Raw genomic sequence first — 14,569 nt, forward strand, 5'->3', positions numbered from 1 at the left:
CCACTGAGAATCTGGTGCTCCTCATGTCTGATCGCCGGGGATGCGGTAGAACTTTCGCGCATTGTCACGGAACAGCCCGGCGCGCTCGGCTTCCGAGGCGCCTTCGGTGATCTTGGCGAAGGCCTTCCAGAGCGTTGGGAAGGTGCTGGTCAGCTTGTCGACCGGGAAGTTCGAAGCGAACATCGCCCGCTCCGGCCCGAAGATTTCGAGTGTCTCCAGCACCAGCGGCCGGAAGCTCTCGGTGGTCCATTGGCGATCGAGCATGCCGAGGCCGCTGATCTTGACGGCGATGTTGGGGCGGGCGGCGAGCTCACGCATCCCAGCCTTCCAGGCTTTCCAGCCCGCAAGGTCGCGGTCGGCCCACATGCCGGCATGGTTGAGGATGATCTGGGTGTTGGAGGCAACGCCGGCGAGCTTGGCTGCCTGCGTCATCTGGTGCGGGTAGAGCTGCAGATCGAAGCTGAGGCCGCGGCGGCCCAGTTCCTGCAACCCGCCGATCCAGCCCGGCTCATCCATCAGGTCGCGGGTGATGTAGTTGAGCTTGGGGTCGGCGTGCCGGTTCACCACCTGGCGGATGCCGCGCATGATCGGAAAGCCGGAATGGCGGTCGAGCAGGGCGCCGAAATCCGGCGCCGCGAGGTCGCCATGCGCCACGAGCACGATCGGCACCGGGCTCCGATCGGCCACCGCCTGCAGCGTTTCGGACTCCTTCACCGGATCGGTAGGGAAGGCCTCGACATGCACCGCGCCGGTGATCTCGATCTCGTCGCCGCCTTCCTCGAGATATTCCTCCAGCAGGTAGCTGCGCGAAATGGCGGCATTGGCACCGCCTTTGCCGGGCTTCTCAAAATGCGGGTAGATGCGGGTCCAGAGGTCCCACAGGTGGATATGCGGATCGACGACTTTCAGCATCTGAGCCTCAATCCAGCCGGAACACTTGTTCGACCGGCCAGGCCTTGGGTCGGGCATCCTCGTGGGTCTCCATGTGGGGCTCCATCCACTTCCACCACTTCAGCACCACCGGATCGACGCCCTCGGTCTGCGATGGAGCGTTGTCGGGCTTTTCGAGATAGGCAAAGAGCAGCAGGTCGTAGCGGTAGATGGTGTAGTTGGAGACGCCCTGGCTCTTCAGCAGCGCCACCATTTCGGGCCAGATTTCGTCGTGCTTGCGCTTGTACTCGGCTTCCTGGCCGGGCTTCAGCTTCATCACCCATGCTGATCGCATCGTCGTAAGTTCCCTTGGATCAGGTTGTCGATGTGGCGAGCGCCCGCTCGCCGGCCTGCGGCGGCGGCCACTGGCCGCTGTAGCCGAGCCGCTTGCTGACGGTGCTCGCTGCTTCGTTGAGGAGATCGACCTGCGGCTGGATCGCAGCGCCGGGCGCCTTGGGGGCCGGGCCGGAAATCGAGATGGCGCCGACCGGGCGGCCGAGGCGGTCGACGATCGGCACGCCGACGCAGAACACGCCGACCACCACTTCCTGATTGTCGATCGAGTAGCCGCGCTTGCGGATGCGGGCGAGCTCGGCGCGGAGCTCGGTGGGGTCGGTGATGGTGTAGCGCGTGAACGTTGTCATCGGCTGGTCGAACACACGCTGCTGGTCGGTCTCGCCGAGGAAGGCGAGGATCGCCTTGGCGCTGCCGCCGCAATAGAGCGGTCCGCGCGCGCCGATGCGCCAGTCGAGTTGCATGTTCTCGTTGCCGCGCACCTTGTCGATGCACACGCACCCCTCGCCGCTCAAGACGTTGACGTTCACGGTCTCGCGGGTCTTTTCGGCGATCGCTTCACAGAACGGCCGGGCCAGCCGGGGAAAGGCGACGCCATCGAGCTGCAGGTCGGTGATCGCCAGCAGCCGGTAGGACAGTTGCCAGCCGCCCTCGGCATTACGTTCCACCACGCCCTCGTCGCTCAGATCGATGAGCAGCCGATGCACCGAGCCGACCGGCAGGCTGAGTTGCTGCGCCACGGCGCGCACCCCGAGTCCACCCTTGCGGGCAAGCAGGTCGAGAACCTGGATGGCGCGCTTGATGCTCGACATCTAGCGCCCCGCGCTCCGGCGTTCGCTGGCCGCGGTGTGCATAACTTGACAACCCCTCTGCTTGCCTTCCCCACCGGGTGTCATCCCAGCGAAAGCTGGGACCCAACTCGCCGTCGGGCTCGAGCTGCGAGATGGATCCCTGCTTTCGCGGGGATCACGCCGAGTGGGTGGAGGACATGGGGTATCCCACGACGCTCCTACGGCGGTGTCGTCAGTCCATCGCTCGAACAGCAGCGTGTCCACGCTTGCACTTACCGGATCGCAGGCAAACCTCCGGCATTCACGCCCCACGCCCTAGACGTCAGGTGCGTGCTGAACCGCACGGCTTGCCGCTTGACCGGCCTCCCTCTCCTCGAAGCCGCAGACCCCCGATTTTTGTTCCATGGGTGGAATGCAGCGTTCCAATAGTGAACGCCTTCACCCGAGGTGAGTCAACCGAGAACGGTCTAAGACTTACGTCGCGTGGTCGGTAAGTGCTTGTTCGGATTAGATATATTCTACCATGTGGAACGCAGATCAGGCGAGCCCGGCGAACGGCTCGCGCCACGCCTCGAGCTGGTTCAGCCGATCATGCCAGCGCCGGATGTTACCGTAACCAGCAATCGGGATGCCAGCCGCTTCGGCAAAGGGCAGGGTGGTGGCGACACGGAAATCGGCATAGCTCAGCCGGCCGCCGACCAGCCAGTCACGCCCTGCAAGCACCCGGTCGAGGATCGGGCCAAGCTGGCGAAGATCCGCCTCGGCTTCGGCGAGCGCCGCGACGTTGCTGGTCCAGCCGGGCACGTCGACCATGGTGACGTTTTCGAAAACATAAGTGCCGCCGGCGCGGGTGAAGTGATGGGCGCTCCAGCTCACCCATTGCAGCATCTCGTCGAGCCGGTCGAGCTGCCAGAAATCCGAGCCGGTGAGCTTCGCCAGGCGCAGCGTGATCGCATCGGTCTCCCACAGGCTCGTGCCGTCGTCTTCGACCAGCACCGGCGCCAGTGTGTTGGGGTTGAACGGCCGGATCATCTCCTCGTCGGCGCCCTTGGGCTGGATACGAATAAACTCGACCGGCGCCTCAAGGTAGCGCGCCGTGGCTACGGCGACGCGTGGGTTGATGTTGTGGGTGTAGTAGAGCCTGCGCATGATCGAGCCTTCCGGAAAGCGGCGCCACCACGGCGCCTTCTCGGTTGGTCGATCATGTCATGCGCCATTCGACATCGTGGTCTCAGCAGTTCGAGGCATTTCACATCCCGAGCGACGCCGCTCCGCCAGCCGGCCGTGCTGCCTGGTTGGTAGCAGCGACGGCGGGCTTGTGCAGCGACATCAGGAAGTGTGCTCCAGCCGACATCAGAGCACCCCATACCTGGCGTAGACGTCGCGCAGGAAGCCGCCGGCGCGCAGTTCGTTCATCGAGTGGTGCTCGCCATTGACCTTGTCGAAGGCCCGCTTCAGCACTTCGGCTTCGACCGCCTGCGGCACGACGACGACGCCATCGGCATCGCCGAACACCAGGTCGCCGGGCTCGACCCGCACGCCATCGACGATAACCGGCACATCGACGGCCTGGATCTGGCCGCGGCCCTTGGAATCGAGCGGTGCGATGCCGGCATGGAACACCGGCAGCGCCAGTTCGCGGATCCCAAGGATATCGCGGACGAAACCGTCGGTGACGCAGCCGGCGGCGCCGCGGGCGTGGGTGGCAGTCGAGAGCAGGCTCCCCCAGGGCGCGATGCGCGAGGATCCGCCGCAGGAGAACACCGCCACGTCGCCCGGCTTCATGTCATCGACGATAGCGATCTCGAGCTCATAGGGGTTCGACCCCTCGGCGACGAACGGCACTTCCATGTACTGCCCGGTGCGGGCCCGGCCGCAGAGCTTCAGGCTCTCGTCGAGCGGCCGGATGCGCGGCGACATCGCCTGGTTCCAGATGCCGATGGCATCGAGCGCGTCGCTCAAGACGGCGGAGTAGAGCTGCTGCCAGCCCTCCGGCAACGGCGGGTTCTGGCGCGGGGTAAACACGGAAGTCACGGGGGACGCCCTTTCTGGGAGGTGACGGTCTATGCAGTACATGTTGCACATGTAACGTTAAAGGTATTAGGGGAGTCAAGCGGGGTTTTGAGCGGTGTGGATGGGAGGGGTGGTTGCGGAGGGGGCGGGTGTCGGATCGTGGAAAGACTGGTGGCTCCCACGACCCCCTCTCTTGCGAAAACTAAGGACTTAGCTGCGCTAAGCCCAAGTTTTCGCTTTCTCCCCCGCCAAGGGGGAGAGTCCCGACTGATGCGCCAGCGCAAGCGGAGGGCACCGCTCTTCTCCCCCTTGGCGGGGGAGAATGGAATTTCTTGGGCTTAGCTTCTTGGCTAAGCCTTAGAAATTCCAAGAGAGGGGGCGCTGGAGGGCACGAGGCCGCAACCTGCTGCTGCCCCTTACGTCGTGAACCCCGGGTCGAACACCACCGGGAGCACGTGGTCGCGCAGGGCGAAGCTGCCGGATTTGAGTCTTGCCAGCATGGCTTCGCCAGCGCGTTCGCCGACGGCATAGGCGGGAGAGATCACGGTGGTCATGTGCGGGCGGGCGTAGCGATGGGCTTCGAAGCCGTTGAAGCCGACCACCCTCACATCCTCGGGCACGCGCACACCGCGGTCGGTGAGCAGGAGCATCGCGGCAGTCGCCACCGGATCGTTGGCGCCGACCACGGCGCCGGGCAGGGGGTGGGTGTCGAGATAGGTGGCGAAGGCCGCCTGCACGTCGGCGAACGATTCGCTGGCCGCCTCGAGCACTGTGACTTCCGCGGTGCTGCCGGCCGCGGCGATGCTGTCGCGGATGCCGGCGACGCGGTTCTCCACCGCGGGCCAGGGCTGGTGCGGTATCACTGCCAGGATGTCGGTCACCCGGCGGGCGAGCAGGTGATCGCCGATCAGCCGACCGCCGCCCCGATCGTCCTGGCGCACGGTGCAGAGGTCGGCTCGGGCGTTCGGCAGTTCCTGCTGGAACACCACCACCGGCTGGTTGAGATCGGCGAGCCGCTCGATGGCCGCGAGGCGCTCAGGCTTCGGGCCCGAGATCATGGCGCAGAAGCCTGCGACTTCGAAATTGCGCATGATCATCGACTGCGCCAGCGCGGCCCCCGGCATGCCCTGGATGGTGAGGGTGTAATCCGCATGGTTCAGCACGTTGGCCAAACCCGCGACCACCTGGCAGGTGAAGAAATCGGCGAGGAAAGCCGGCTGTTCGTCGACGATCACCATGCCGATCGAGCGCTGTTCGGCGACGCGGAGGTTGCGGGCATTGGAGGAGCGGCGATAGCCCAGCCGCTCGATCTCGCGCTCGACCCGCTTGCGGGTCGCGGGGCTCACGTACTGGGTGCGGCCGTTGATGACGTTGGATACCGTCATTGGCGACACCTCGGCGGCCTTGGCCACATCCTTGATCGTCGCCCGCGGCGGCCGCTCGTCACCGCTCATGGCGGAATTCACCTCAGTGGAATGCTCTGCACCTACATATATCGTTACATCCCAACGCGATAGAGCCGGTTGGCATTCTTCCAGAACACCGCCTCGGATTCATCATCGGAAAGCCCCTCGAGGATCAGCTTGAAGGCACCATAGGCCTGGTCGAACGTCGCCGCCAAACCCAGCACCGGATGATCGGATGCCAGCATGGTGCGCTCGGTGCCGAAGGCCGCGAGGCAATCGAGCACCACCGGGCGGAGGCTGTCGAGGCTCCAGTGCGGATCGTAGGCGACGAGGTCGGAGACCTTGATCGCGACGTTCGGGGCGCTGGCGAGGGCGGCGAGCCCGGCCCGCCAGTGCGCCATACCCTCATCGCTGCGATCGAAGGGCGAGCCGCAGTGGTTGATGATGAAACTGAGGTTGGGGAAGGCGCGCGCCAGTTCCAGCGCTTCGGCGGCCTGCCAGGGCGAGATCATCAGGTCGAATGACAGGCCGAGCTGGTCGAGGTGCCTTAGGCCGGCCCGCCAGGCCGGGCTGCTCATCCGGTGCCTGTCGTTCGAAAACGAGCGGGCCGGATCGGGATGCCAACTCAGGATATCCCTGATGCCGACGACCTTGCCGTGTTCGGCATAGCGATCGAGGATCTCGGGCGTCTCCGGTGCATCGAGGATGGCGTTGCCGACATAGCGGCGCGCCATCCAGTCGGGCTTTTCGAGCGCATCGAGCCAGGCGAGTTCGGCGAAGGGCTCACCCGACTGCCAGCCGGCTTCGACATGCACGGTGCCGACGACATGGTGGCTGGCGGTGTCGCGCAGGTAGTCGGCCGGCAGGCAACTCTCAGCCAGCACGCCGGTGGCGCCGCGCAACCAGGGGTGCTTGTCGAGCGAGCGGTCGAACAGATGGTGGTGTGGGTCGATGATCGGCCCGGCATAAAGACCAGTCGCGTCGCGCATATTGTCGTCTAGCGTCCCATGTAGCGCCGGCGGCTGATCTGCTCGCCCAGCGTCAGCCAGCGACGCGCCGGCTCCCCGTGCAGCAATGCCATGATCCGCAATGCTTCGCCCTGCAATTCTTGTAGCCGCGCCACCGGCAGGGTCTGGTTGGCATCGATTTCCTCGGCGATGGCGATGAAGCGCTCGGCCTGCTGTTGCCCACCGAGCCGCGGCGCGAGTTCATTGGCGACGAATGCGTCCCAGCGCAGCGTCGGATCCCAGCCGAAGCGCGAGAAGGCAAGGTAGCTCAATTCCACCGTGGCGTAGTAGTCGGACGGCTCGCCCCAGACGGTCAGCCCTTCCATGCCGAGCTCGCGCCCGCGCACCGACATATCGGCGAAGGTTTTGGCGTTGAAGGCATAGCGCTCGGTGCGCTCGTCGCCGTTCCACTGGCAGGCGAACTGGCAGCGCAAGACGTTCGGCTGCGTGGGGAGGCTCGCAACATAGTCGGTGGCGAGTTCGGTGCGAAGGCGTTTCCAGAAGCTGCGGTTGGCGGTGTGCTGGTAGATGGCGCCCTTGGGCAGCCGGTGCTGCGCCTCGGTCGCTACGGGATCGAGGAGGTTGTCCCACTGCATCTCGCAATAGATCCAGAGGTCCGGCCGCCTGGCCTTGGCGGCGCGATAGAGCCGCGGGAAATTCTCGGCCATGTCGGTATGCGACCAGGAATCGCCGTGGTCGTCCTTGCGGCGCGCCGCCTCCGCATCATTGGCGCGGCGGGCGACGCAGCGCTCGCAGCCGCAGACGCCATAATCGCCGCTCTCGATATTGATGCCGCCGATCTCGAAGGTTTCGCTCAGCCAGGCGACGGCTTCCTCCATCCAGTCGATCACCTCCGGGGCGCTCGGGCAGGCGCTGACGGTGTAATCGGAATGCGGGAAGTTGAGCGGGAAGGCGAGGTCGGCGATCTGGAAGCCGACATCCTTCTCCATCTTTGCCGCATGCTGCGGGTTGGCCTTCAGCCAGGTCGAGAGGTTGTACTTGTGCTTGCCCTCCCAATAGACCCCGCCATAGGCGCCGATGGCGATGCCGGGGATGATGCGCACGCCGCGCTCGTTGCCATAGCGACAGAGTTCCTTGGCCGCTTCGATGCCGCCATGGCTGTCGCGCAGGAACCCATAGACGGTGATGCCGCCGATGCGGTTGATCGAGCAGAAATCCACCAGCCGCTTGTAGTCGGCAAGGAAGCCGCCGGGTGGCTTCTGGAACGGGTTGAAGACGCCGATCTCCTGCTGGCCGATTTGCGACAGCTCCCAGTTGGTGGAGTGGTCCCAGGTCCAGAAGGTGCGGTAGGCGAGGCCGGGCTTGCCGGTGACCGGCGTGGCCCAGGCGGCGAGATCGAGCCTGTCGGAGCTGCGCTGGATGATTTCCTCGACGCCGTAGATGACGCCGGAGAACGGGCCACCGCGCACAACCAGCGCATCGCCCTCCATGGCGATGGCGAATTCACCTTCAGCAAGGGCGGGATCGAGCACCAGCCGCACGTTCGGCAGCGTATCGCCGAAGATGTCGCGCAGGCGGCGGGCTGCGTGTGGGTGTTTGGTCTCGCCGTCGATGGCCATGGTGCAAAATCCTCCCATTGGTGGTCACGTCGCACTGCCGGAGCCTGCCGGCAATCCTTGACAGAGTTAAGCAGCGCTCCTATCAAATATCAACATCAACTATCGCCAGTGATAATTGACGCGTTCGACACCTGCCCTCTCCCGGGGCGCTGAAAGCGAGCGCGTGATGGAGACCTCATGACCTCGACGACGCTTCCCGCCGCCCTTGCCGACCTGCAGCAGGTGTGGCCGATGCCGAGCCGGCCCCGGCCGATCACCATTATCGGCGCCGGCGGCATCGTTCGCGACGGGCACCTGCCGGCCTACCGCAAGATGGGCCTGCCGGTCGCAGGGATCTTCGACGTCAACGGCGATACCGCCAAGGCGCTGGCGGCGGATTTCGGCGTCGAGGTGGTGCACCCGACGCTCGAGGCGGCGATCGCCGCCTGCGGCACCGACGGCATTTTCGACCTGGCGCTGCCGCCGGCGGCACTGCTCGGCACGGTCGAGCGGCTGCCGGCCAACAGCGCGGCCCTGATGCAGAAGCCGGTGGGGCCCGACCTTGCCACCGCGCGCCAGATCGTTGCGGCGATCGACCAACGTTCGATCACTGCCGCGACCAACTTCCAGCTGCGCTACACTCCCTCGATGCTGGCGATCCGCGATGCGGCGCGCAAAGGCCTGCTCGGCGAGATCGTCGAGGTGGAGGTGCGGCTCGCGGTCTATATGCCGTGGGAATTGTGGAGCTTCATCCCGCATCTCGATGCGGTGGAGATCCCGCTGCATTCGATCCACTATCTCGACTGGATCCGCTCGCTGCTCGGCGAGCCCGAGAGCGTCTATGCCAAGGCGGTGAAGCATCCTCGCTACCCGAGCCTGGCCGATGCGCGCTCCTCGATCATTCTCGACTATAGCGACCGGGTGCGCTGCGCGTTGTCGCTCAACCACACCTACAATTACGGGCCCGAGCATATCGAAGCGACGATCCGGGTCGAGGGCACGGCAGGCTGCGCCCATCTCACCGTCGGGTACCTCGTCGACTACGTGAAGCCGGTGCCCGAGACGCTGGAAATGACCATTGCCGGGGTGCCGTGGACGACGGTGCCGCTGGTCGGCGGCGAGCGGGTGCCCGATGCCTTCGGCTTCGTCATGGCGAACCTGCAGCGCTTCGTTTCCGGTGAGGACGCGGTGCTCGACACCGATGTGCATGACTCGATCAGAACCATGGCGCTGGTCGATGCGGCGCTGAAATCGAGCCGGCAGGGTGGGGTGGTGCCGGAGGCGGTGTGAGGGGGGCACCAGCGAAGCTGGTGGAGGGGGGAGCAAAACTCTCAGTCGCTCGTCGCTTCGCTCCGATCGCACAACCTGCGGTTGCGATACCCCTCATCCGCCCTTCGGGCACCTTCTCCCTCAAGGGGAGAAGGCAGGTTGGCGACTCTTGCCGCCCCCTCCACCGCCTTCGGCGGTCCCCCTCCCCCGCCACGCGGGGGAGGATCACGGAGAGGCCGGTGGCATCGCTCAACTTTTGTATAAGAAATTACACTTTCATATTGGAAACTTGCTGTGCTAGCGTCACGGCACTGACACGGGACGTGAAGATGCGCGTCCGAGGGGTGTGTCGATGGAGTGATCGGGGCGGCGGGGCGCCGTCCCGGCGCCGACAGGGGATAACGGCGTGACGGGCTTCGGGCCGGCGCCGGGCATCAGAGGAAGGGATTTCAGATGAGAGTTGCTTCGAAAGCGGGCTGGCGCATTGCCGCCGGCGCGGTGGCGCTGACGGCGATGATGGGGCCGGCGCTGGCGCAGGATGTCACCACCATTCGCGTGCTCAACTGGCAGCCGGGCGGTCCCGATTACTGGGCGCAGCTGGTGGCGGCGTTCGAAAAGGCCAATCCGGATGTGAAGGTCGAGCTCGAGACCGTGCCGTTCGATCGTTATCCGAGCGTCCAGGGGCCCTATATCGCGACCAAGAGCGGCCCCGACGTGATGGAGAACAATGCCGGCCTCGAGCTGTTCGACCGGCGCAGCGCCTATGTGCAGCTGCCCGAGGACGTGCTCGCCGCGGCGAGCGATCTCATCACCTATTCGGGCGGCTGCCTCAACTACGACACCACCCAGCCCTGCTACGGGTTGCCGTTCGGCTACCAGGGCAATGTGATGTACTACAACAAGGCCGTGCTGACCGAAGCCGGGCTCGATGCGGCCAATCCGCCGAAGACCTGGGACGAGATGGATGCAGCCTGCACGGCGGTGAAAGCCATCGGCAAGACCTGCCTCGCGCACGGCATGACCGGCGTGTTCCCGGCCTACTGGAACTTCCCGGAAGTCGCCCGCAACTTCCTAACCGAAGACGATATGCGCGCCATCATGGCGGGCAAACTCCCCTGGACCGACCCGAAGATGGTGTCGATCCTCGAGGCCATGGCCGCGATCGGCACGACGCGCGGCTGGATCAACTCGAGCTCGCCCTCGATCTCGATGCTGCCCGATGGCGCCGACATCTTCCAGAGCGGCAATGCCGCCTTCGCCTCGACCATCATCGCCGATGCGGTGAACTGGGCGGCGTTCGGCGCGGCTTTGGGCGATGAGAATGTCGGCGCCATGCGCTGGCCGGTGCTGGTGGCCGATGCGCCGCTGGCGCAGAGCTTCAGCGGCACCGAGAGCTCGGTGTTCGGCGTGACGCCATGGAGCACCAAGCAGGAAGCGGGCTTCAAGTTCGTGAAGTTCGTCGCCGGAGTCGAGAACGCCAACCTCCTCGCCAGTGTCGCGGGCGGCATCTCGCTCAACAAGAACGTCGATCCGAACGCGCTGCCGAAGTCTGAGGCGCTGGCGCAGATCCAGGAGATCATCAAGACGCCGACCCTGCATGTCGGCGTGCTGCTCTCCGGCCAGGAAGCCGACGCCCTGGCGCGCGGCTGGCAGGAAGTGACGCTGGGAACGATCACGGTGGCCGACTGGACCGCCCAGATGCAGACGGCGCTCGAGGAGAGCCCGAGCAAGGCGCAGTAAGCGGGGAAACGGGCTGGGTCGCCTGTGTTGGCCCGGCCCTCACCCCACCCACCAGCTGTCATCCCAGCGAAAGCTGGGACCCAACTATCAGCTGGTGCGGGAGGTGAGTTGGGTCCCTGCTTTCGCAGGGATGACATCCGGTGGTGAGGTAAGATTTGAGCCTACCACTGGCAGTCAGCATCCAATCACCCATCGACCATGCGGAGCCGGTTTGTCGGCTCCGCTCTCTCAACGGGCACTGATAAAGCATGACCCAAACCCACCAGTCATCGAGCAGCGGCCTGATCCGCACCCGGAAGCGCCGGATGCGGCCTGAGCTGGTCCTTGGCATTGCGCTGGTGGTGCCGGGGATCGCGCTGGCGGTGATCTTCAAGCTGGTTCCGTTGGTCCGCGCTTTTATTCTCAGCCTCTACCAGACGCGCGGCTTCGAGGAGCCGAAGTTCGCCTGGTTCGCCAACTACGCTTCGATGTTCAAGGACCCGGTGTTCGCGACCTCGTTCAAGAACGCGGCTCTGGTGTTCGTGACTCTGCCGGTATGGATCTTCCTGCCGCTGGTGCTTGCGCTGCTGATCTTCCAACGCTCGCCGGGGTGGAAGCTGTTTCGCGCGGTGTATTTCCTGCCCTACATGATCGCGCCTGTTGTCGTCGGCATCATGTTCCGGCAGATCCTCGCGCCCGATGGGCCGCTCAATGCCTTCCTGATCTTTATCGGGCTGGCACCCTTGGCCATCGAATGGCTGAACGGGGCGACGAGCGCGCTGTTCTCGCTGACCGCGGTGGCGCTGTGGAGCTTCTTCGGGCTCGGCGTCCTCACCTATCTTTCGGGCCTTTCGACGGTGCCCGACGAGGTGATCGAGGCGGCGCGGCTTGATGGCGCCGGGTTCTGGCGACTGCTGATCGAGATCGTCACGCCGCTCCTCAAACCGGTGATCGGCTACTGGACGGTGCTCTGCACCTCGTCGATGCTGATCTGGATGTTCCCGCTGATCTATGCGCTGACGCGCGGCGGGCCGGGCAGCGCCACCATGCTGCCCGAGTATCTGGTGTTCACCACCACCTTCGAGTTCCTCAATCGCGGCAAGGGTGCGGCCATCGGCATGGCGCTGTTCGTGTTCGCGGCCATCGTTTCGGCCTTCGTGGTCCGGCGCATGTATGCCGAAGGAAAGGCCAGCAAATGAGCCTCGCCACTGTCTCCGAGACCGTCCCCGACGAGGTGGCGCCGGGCAGCAATCCGCTGCTGCGCTCGATCGTCAAATGGCTGGTGACCTTCATCCTCGTGGTGGTGGCGGTGGTGGCGCTCTATCCGCTGGTGTTCACCGTCCTCAACTCCCTGAAGACCCGCACCGGCTATGCGCAGAACCCGCTGGGGCTACCGCTCGACATCAGCTTCGAGAACTATGCCGATACGTTCGTCCGCATGGATGTGCCGCGGCTGTTGTTCAACAGCATAATCACCACCGGCGGCGGGCTGCTGCTCTCGACCGTCGCGGCTTTGTTCATCGCCTATGCGGTGACCAAGCTGCGCATCAAGGGCGGCAACCTGATCTTCCTGTTCATCATCGCCATGCTGGTGATCCCGAGCCAGGTGGTGATCTACCCGCTCTACGAGACCATTCTCGACCTGGGGCTGGGCGGCACCTACCAGGGGTTGATCTTTTCCTATGCGGCGTTCGGCCTGCCGATCAGTACCTATATGCTGGCCGCGTTCTTTCGCGCCATTCCGGACGAGCTGATCGAGGCCGCCCGCATCGATGGGGCAGGGGAGCTGCGCATCCTGTTCCAGATGATGCTGCCGATCTCGACCCCGGCGATCGCGGCGCTGTCGATCCTCAACTTCGTCTGGATGTGGAACGACCTGCTATTGCCGCTGGTGATCATGGGCGGCTCGGACAAGACCACCTTGATGGTCGGGGTGGCGCTGCTCTCGGGCCAGTATGATGTGTCGATTCCGTTGATCAGCGCCGGTTTGATCGTTGCGCTGCTGCCGGTGATGATCGTCTACTTCCTGTTCCAGCGGCAGATCCTCTCGGGTGCGCTGGCGGGGGCGGTGAAATGACGGCTCGCGATACGGCGCCAGGTGAGGCGTTCCTCTACATCTACCGGCTGAAGCCCGGCATGGGCCCGGCCTATGACGAAAAGCACCGCGCGGTGTGGCCGGAGATCCTGGTTCTGATCGATGCGGCCGGAATCTACGACTACCAGATCTGGCGGCACGAGGAGATCGTGGTCTGCCGGATGCGGGCGAAGGCTGGGTTTCGCGCTGCTTCGGCGGCGACCGCGGCGTCGGAGGTGCAGCGGGCCTGGACGGCGTCGATGGCGGAGATATTTCTCTCGATTGGCGATGCAGAGGGCGAGCCGCTGTGGCTCGACGAGGTGTTTTCGCATCGCGTTGGGGAGACGACGCGATGAGGGTGGGCACTATAGCTGATGGGCTGGTGCGGGAAACGTACCCCCCACCCTGTCCCTCCCCCGCAAGGGGGGAGGAGACGCTCACACTGGCGTCGGTGTTTTGGTCTCCCTCCCCCTTGCGGGGAGGGGACAGGCGTGGGGGTACTCTTCCCGCACCGGCCTTTGTACTGCGTCTAAGATCGTCAAGTCGGCCGCGCCGGCGGGCGTTTTTCGCGGATCGGAGCCAGCGGAAAATTCGGTTCGATCAGCGTGCCGTCGAACAGCTGGGTGATGGCCTTGGCCGCTTCGAACTGGGCGCGGCTCGCGGCTTCCAGCGATACCCGCTCCTTGGAAGAGGGCAGATACGGCATAGTAAGCACGGCCAGCGCGTGGCCGTTGGCGTCGAGGATCGGGAAGCTCACGTCGGTGATGCCCTGCAGCCCTTCGCCGGCGATGATCTCGTAGCCGGTGCGGTGCAGGGTTTCGACCCGGCGCTTCAGGGCCACCATGTCGGTTTCGGGCGCGGTGCGTTCGATCTCGGCCATCACCCAATCGCGGATCGCCGGCGGCTGGAAGGCCAGCAGCAGGCGGCCCGAGGCGGTGGAGGCCGCGGGGTTCTGGGTGCCGACGCGGAGGCGGAAGCCGAGCGGTGCAGGGCTATCGACCTGCGCCACGACGCGGATGGCGAGGCGATCGAGAATGGCGATATGCAGCGCCTGGTAGGCGGCGATCGAGGTCGAGTACATGATCGGCAACGCCGCATCGAGCAGCCGGCGCATCGGCGGATACTGGTTGGCCAGCACGTGCAGGTGGTTGGAGAGAAAGAACCCATCCTCGCCCGGCCGGCGCTGGATATAGCCGCGGCGCTCGAGCGCCATCACCACGCGATAGACTTCCTGCAACGAGCGGCCGAGCAGCTGCGCGATCTCGCTCTGGGTGATGCCCTTCGACTGCTGGGCCAGGAGCTCGATCACGTCGAGCCCCTTTTCCAGCGCCGGCACGCCATAGGCGAGCTTGTCGCCGGCTTCGCTGTCCGCGTTCTTCCGTGCCGCCCGCTTGGGCTTTTCGGGCGTCGTCGCAGTGGCGGCAGCGCGTCCGGTTCTGGCCATTCAATTGGTCTCCCTCGGCATTCTGGTGGCAGAGCCGATGCTGCAGTGCAAGAGCCGGAACGG

General features: G+C 65.2%; 14 protein-coding genes. 5 read left to right on the forward strand and 9 right to left on the reverse strand.

The features are described 5' to 3' along the window. Positions 1 to 21: 21 nt before the first annotated feature. The 8 genes from VGV07_RS06840 to VGV07_RS06875 form a co-directional block, all read right to left on the reverse strand. On the reverse strand, positions 22 to 912 hold the full coding sequence (locus VGV07_RS06840) for an amidohydrolase family protein (RefSeq protein WP_326867944.1): 891 nt from the start codon (positions 910 to 912) through the stop codon (positions 22 to 24). Between the two features lie 7 nt (positions 913 to 919). Continuing rightward, positions 920 to 1,225, reverse strand: coding sequence for an L-rhamnose mutarotase (locus VGV07_RS06845; RefSeq protein ID WP_326867945.1), 306 nt, complete (start codon positions 1,223 to 1,225; stop codon positions 920 to 922). 19 nt (positions 1,226 to 1,244) lie between these two features. Next, positions 1,245 to 2,036, reverse strand: coding sequence for an IclR family transcriptional regulator (locus tag VGV07_RS06850; RefSeq protein WP_326867946.1), 792 nt, complete (start codon positions 2,034 to 2,036; stop codon positions 1,245 to 1,247). Between the two features lie 516 nt (positions 2,037 to 2,552). Further along, a complete protein-coding gene (locus VGV07_RS06855; protein WP_326867947.1) occupies positions 2,553 to 3,164 on the reverse strand; it encodes a glutathione S-transferase family protein in 612 nt (203 codons plus the stop codon). A gap of 204 nt (positions 3,165 to 3,368) precedes the next feature. Then, a complete protein-coding gene (locus VGV07_RS06860; protein ID WP_326867948.1) occupies positions 3,369 to 4,049 on the reverse strand; it encodes an RraA family protein in 681 nt (226 codons plus the stop codon). Positions 4,050 to 4,444: 395 nt separating this feature from the next. Beyond that, a complete protein-coding gene (locus VGV07_RS06865; RefSeq protein WP_326867949.1) occupies positions 4,445 to 5,482 on the reverse strand; it encodes a LacI family DNA-binding transcriptional regulator in 1,038 nt (345 codons plus the stop codon). A gap of 44 nt (positions 5,483 to 5,526) precedes the next feature. Beyond that, a complete protein-coding gene (locus tag VGV07_RS06870) occupies positions 5,527 to 6,423 on the reverse strand; it encodes an amidohydrolase family protein (RefSeq protein ID WP_326867950.1) in 897 nt (298 codons plus the stop codon). An 8-nt stretch (positions 6,424 to 6,431) separates the two neighbouring features. Continuing rightward, positions 6,432 to 8,021 carry a hypothetical protein gene (locus VGV07_RS06875; protein WP_326867951.1) on the reverse strand — a complete coding sequence of 530 codons (1,590 nt, stop codon included), beginning with the start codon at positions 8,019 to 8,021 and terminating at the stop codon, positions 6,432 to 6,434. 177 nt (positions 8,022 to 8,198) lie between these two features. Here VGV07_RS06875 and VGV07_RS06880 point away from each other — a divergent pair, with 177 nt between their 5' ends. The 5 genes from VGV07_RS06880 to VGV07_RS06900 all read left to right on the forward strand — a co-directional run bounded on the left by VGV07_RS06880 (position 8,199) and on the right by VGV07_RS06900 (position 13,418). After that, a complete protein-coding gene (locus tag VGV07_RS06880; protein WP_326867952.1) occupies positions 8,199 to 9,290 on the forward strand; it encodes a Gfo/Idh/MocA family oxidoreductase in 1,092 nt (363 codons plus the stop codon). A gap of 432 nt (positions 9,291 to 9,722) precedes the next feature. After that, positions 9,723 to 11,009: an ABC transporter substrate-binding protein gene (locus VGV07_RS06885; RefSeq protein WP_326867953.1), complete on the forward strand. Its 1,287-nt coding sequence runs from the start codon at positions 9,723 to 9,725 to the stop codon at positions 11,007 to 11,009. A gap of 248 nt (positions 11,010 to 11,257) precedes the next feature. Then, positions 11,258 to 12,187: a sugar ABC transporter permease gene (locus VGV07_RS06890; protein ID WP_326867954.1), complete on the forward strand. Its 930-nt coding sequence runs from the start codon at positions 11,258 to 11,260 to the stop codon at positions 12,185 to 12,187. After that, positions 12,184 to 13,065, forward strand: coding sequence for a carbohydrate ABC transporter permease (locus tag VGV07_RS06895; RefSeq protein ID WP_326867955.1), 882 nt, complete (start codon positions 12,184 to 12,186; stop codon positions 13,063 to 13,065). Before VGV07_RS06890 ends, VGV07_RS06895 begins: the two co-directional genes overlap by 4 nt. Further along, positions 13,062 to 13,418 carry an L-rhamnose mutarotase gene (locus VGV07_RS06900; RefSeq protein WP_326867956.1) on the forward strand — a complete coding sequence of 119 codons (357 nt, stop codon included), beginning with the start codon at positions 13,062 to 13,064 and terminating at the stop codon, positions 13,416 to 13,418. The genes VGV07_RS06895 and VGV07_RS06900 overlap by 4 nt, the downstream gene beginning before the upstream one ends. A 182-nt stretch (positions 13,419 to 13,600) precedes the next feature. Here the strand turns inward: VGV07_RS06900 and VGV07_RS06905 are convergent, their stop codons facing one another. After that, on the reverse strand, positions 13,601 to 14,506 hold the full coding sequence (locus VGV07_RS06905; protein ID WP_326867957.1) for an IclR family transcriptional regulator: 906 nt from the start codon (positions 14,504 to 14,506) through the stop codon (positions 13,601 to 13,603). Positions 14,507 to 14,569 lie beyond the last annotated feature (63 nt).

Source organism: Devosia sp., assembly GCF_035944845.1.
Taxonomy (GTDB): Bacteria; Pseudomonadota; Alphaproteobacteria; order Rhizobiales; family Devosiaceae; genus Devosia_A.